This window comes from Paraburkholderia sp. BR10954, from assembly GCF_040965775.1.
GTDB classification, from domain to species: Bacteria; Pseudomonadota; Gammaproteobacteria; order Burkholderiales; family Burkholderiaceae; genus Paraburkholderia; species Paraburkholderia youngii.
Genome location: NZ_JBFRCK010000126.1, coordinates 1 through 3,578 on the forward strand (window position 1 = coordinate 1; position 3,578 = coordinate 3,578).

Annotated in this window: 2 protein-coding genes; both read left to right on the forward strand. The window is 68.2% G+C overall.

Features of this window, described 5'->3' with window-relative positions; genetic code table 11:
* Nucleotides 1-41: 41 nt before the first annotated feature.
* Nucleotides 42-1,580 (forward strand): xanthine dehydrogenase small subunit, encoded by a 1,539-nt coding sequence (gene xdhA / locus AB4Y34_RS41125; protein ID WP_368719224.1) that lies wholly within the window; start codon nucleotides 42-44, stop codon nucleotides 1,578-1,580.
* Nucleotides 1,580-3,578, forward strand: a 1,999-nt coding sequence (xdhB, locus tag AB4Y34_RS41130) for a xanthine dehydrogenase molybdopterin binding subunit (protein ID WP_368719225.1), incomplete at its 3' end; no start/stop codon positions are given. The genes xdhA and xdhB, both read left to right, overlap by 1 nt.

Below are 3,578 nucleotides of genomic sequence, written 5' to 3' on the forward strand. Positions count from 1 at the left end.
TGCGTAACGCGCGCCCGGTCCGCACTGTCTTCCGATCCGCCATGACAACGCAAACCATCCGCTTCTATCACCAGGGGTCCGTCCGCGAGGTCGCGGGCGTTCCGGCGACGCGCACCGTGCTGCAGCACCTGCGCGAGGATCTGCGCTGCACCGGCACCAAGGAAGGCTGCGCGGAAGGCGACTGCGGCGCGTGCACGGTCGTGATCGGCGAACTCGACGCGCGCGGCGAGCTCACGCTGAAGGCGGTCAACGCCTGCATCCAGTTTCTGCCGACGCTCGACGGCCGCGCCCTTTTCACCGTCGAAGGTCTGCGCGCCGCGAACGGCGCGCTGCATCCGGTGCAGCAGGCGCTGGTCGACTGTCACGGTTCGCAATGCGGCTTCTGCACGCCCGGCTTCGTGATGTCGATGTGGGCGCTCTACGAAAACCAGCCCGCCAGCGCCGGCCTGCCGACCCGCGACGAAATCGACGCCGCGCTGTCCGGCAATCTGTGCCGCTGCACCGGCTACCGGCCGATCATCGATGCCGCGCAGAAGATGTTCGACTACGCGCAGCATCCGCGCGTCGCGCTCGACCGCGATGCGGTCGCGGCCACGCTGCGCACACTGCAGCGCAAAGACACGTTCGAATACAGCGCCCCCGACACCCGTGGCGCCGCGTTCGGCTCACCCACCTTCCACGCCCCGCTCACACTCGACGCATTCGCGACGCTGCGCGCGCAGCATCCGGACGCGCGCATCGTCGCGGGCAGCACCGACGTCGGTTTGTGGGTCACCAAGCAGTTTCGCGATCTCGGCGACCTGCTGTACATCGGCAACGTCGCCGAGTTGAAGACGATCGCGCGCGACGCGCAAACGCTGACGATCGGCGCGGCGGCCACGCTCGAAGACGCGTACGCGGCGCTCACCGCCGACTATCCCGAGCTCGCCGAACTATGGACGCGCTTCGCCTCGCTGCCGATCCGCAATGCGGGCACGCTCGGCGGCAACATCGCGAACGGCTCGCCGATCGGCGATTCGATGCCGGCACTGCTCGCGCTCGGCGCCGAGGTCGAGCTGCGCCGCGATCGCACGACCCGCACGCTGCCGCTCGACGCGTTCTACCTCGGCTATCAGAAGACCGCGCTCGCGGCCGGCGAATTCGTCAGCGCGCTGCGCGTGCCGCGCCCGGCAGGCGCGCTGCGGTTTCGCACCTACAAGGTGGCGAAGCGTTACGACCAGGACATCTCGGCGGTGTGCGCGGCGTTTGCGCTGCACGTCGCGCAAGACGGCACGATCCGCGCGGCGCGCGTCGCGTTCGGCGGCATGGCGGCGACACCGAAGCGCGCCGCGCATGCCGAAGCCATGCTCGACGGCGCGGCGTGGAACGATGAGACCGCCCGCCGAGCGATGGACGCGCTCGCCGCCGATTACCAGCCGCTTACCGACATGCGCGCATCGAGCGCGTATCGGCTGAAGGTCGCGCGCAATCTGCTGTGGCGCTTCTATCTCGAAACGCGCGACGACGCGCCGCTCGCGCTCTGCGATGTCAACGCGTTCGCGTTCGAAGCGGACACCGCCGTCGCGAAGGAGTCGCCGTGATGAACCGGACCGATGCCTTTATCGAACGCGCGGGCGAGCGTGCCGATCAACGCGATGCGACGCCTAACGATGGCAGTAGCAGCGCGTCGATCGGCGTGCCGCTGCCGCACGAATCCGCCGCGCTGCACGTGAGCGGCGAAGCGACCTACACCGACGATATCGCCGAGCTGCACGGCACGTTGCACGCGGCGCTCGGCCTATCGCGGCATGCGCATGCGCGGATCGTGTCGATGGATCTCGCCGCGGTCAGAAACGCGCCCGGTGTGATCGCGGTGCTGAGCGCCGACGATATCCCCGGCGAAAACAATTGCGGCCCGGTGCTGCACGACGATCCGATTCTCGCCGACGGCGAAGTGCTGTACCTGGGCCAGCCGGTCTTCGCGGTGATCGCCGAAACTCACGAGCTCGCCCGCCGCGCGGCCGCGCTCGCGAAAAGCGACGACGTGATCCGCTACGAGCCGCTCGACGCGATCCTCACAGCCGCCGATGCCAAAGCCGCGAAGCAGTTCGTGCTGCCGCCGCTGCATCTGCGGCGCGGCGATCCGGACGCGAAGATCGCCGCCGCGCCGCATCGGCTGGCCGGCACGTTCGAGGTCGGCGGCCAGGAGCAGTTCTATCTCGAAGGCCAGATCGCCTATGCGGTGCCGAAGGAGATGGACGGCATGCTCGTCTACAGTTCGACGCAGCATCCGAGCGAAATGCAGCAGGTGGTCGCGCATATGCTCGACTGGCCCGCGCATAACGTCGTGTGCGAATGCCGGCGCATGGGCGGCGGCTTCGGCGGCAAGGAATCGCAATCGGCGCTATTCGCGTGCGTGGCCGCGCTCGCCGCGCAACGCTTGCGTCGGCCGGTCAAGCTGCGCGCCGATCGCGACGACGACTTCCTGATCACCGGCAAGCGCCACGACGCGGTCTACGAATACGAGGCGGGCTTCGACGATCAGGGCCGCCTGCTCGGCGTGCGCGTCGAAATCGCGCTGCGCGCCGGCTACTCCGCGGATCTGTCGGGCGCGGTCGCGACGCGCGCGGTATGCCACTTCGACAACGCGTACTACCTGCCCGACGTCGATATCGTCGCGCTGTGCTGCAAGACCAATACACAGTCGAACACCGCGTTTCGCGGCTTCGGCGGACCGCAGGGTGCGCTCGTGATGGAGGTGCTGCTCGACGGCATCGCGCGCGAGTTGCGGCTCGATCCGCTCGACGTACGGCTCGCGAATTACTACGGCATTGGCGAGCGCGATACGACGCCGTACGGACAGCGCGTCGAAGACAACATCATCGCGCCGCTGACCGACGCGCTGCTCGCTTCGAGCGACTACCGCGCGCGGCGCGCGGCGCTCGCCGAATTCAATGCGAAGAGTCCCGTGCTCAAACGCGGCCTCGCGTTTTCGCCGGTCAAGTTCGGCATCTCGTTCAACGTGCCGTTCCTGAATCAGGCCGGTGCGCTCGTGCACGTGTACAAGGACGGCTCCGTGCTCGTCAATCACGGCGGCACCGAGATGGGCCAGGGGCTCAACACGAAGGTCGCGCAGGTGGTCGCGAATCAGTTCGGCTTGCCGTTATCGCGCGTGCGGGTGACCGCGACCGATACCTCGAAGATCGCCAACACCTCCGCGACCGCGGCTTCCACCGGCAGCGATCTGAACGGCATGGCAGCCGTTGCCGCCGCGCAGACGATCCGCGCACGGCTCGCCGAAGTCGCGGCGCGCCAACTCGGCGGCGACGCGAGCGACGTGCAGTTCGCGCGCGGCAGCGTATCGGTGAACGGTGGCGCGCTGCCGTTCGAACAGCTCGTCAACGCCGCGTATCTCGCGCGCGTGCAGTTGTGGTCGGACGGCTTCTACGCGACGCCGAAAGTGCATTGGGATGCGAAGACGCTGACCGGTCATCCGTTCTATTACTTCGCGTATGGCGCGGCGGTGTCGGAGGTCGTCGTCGATACGCTGACCGGCGAGTGGAAGCTCGTGCGCGCGGACCTGTTGCACGACGCGGGCC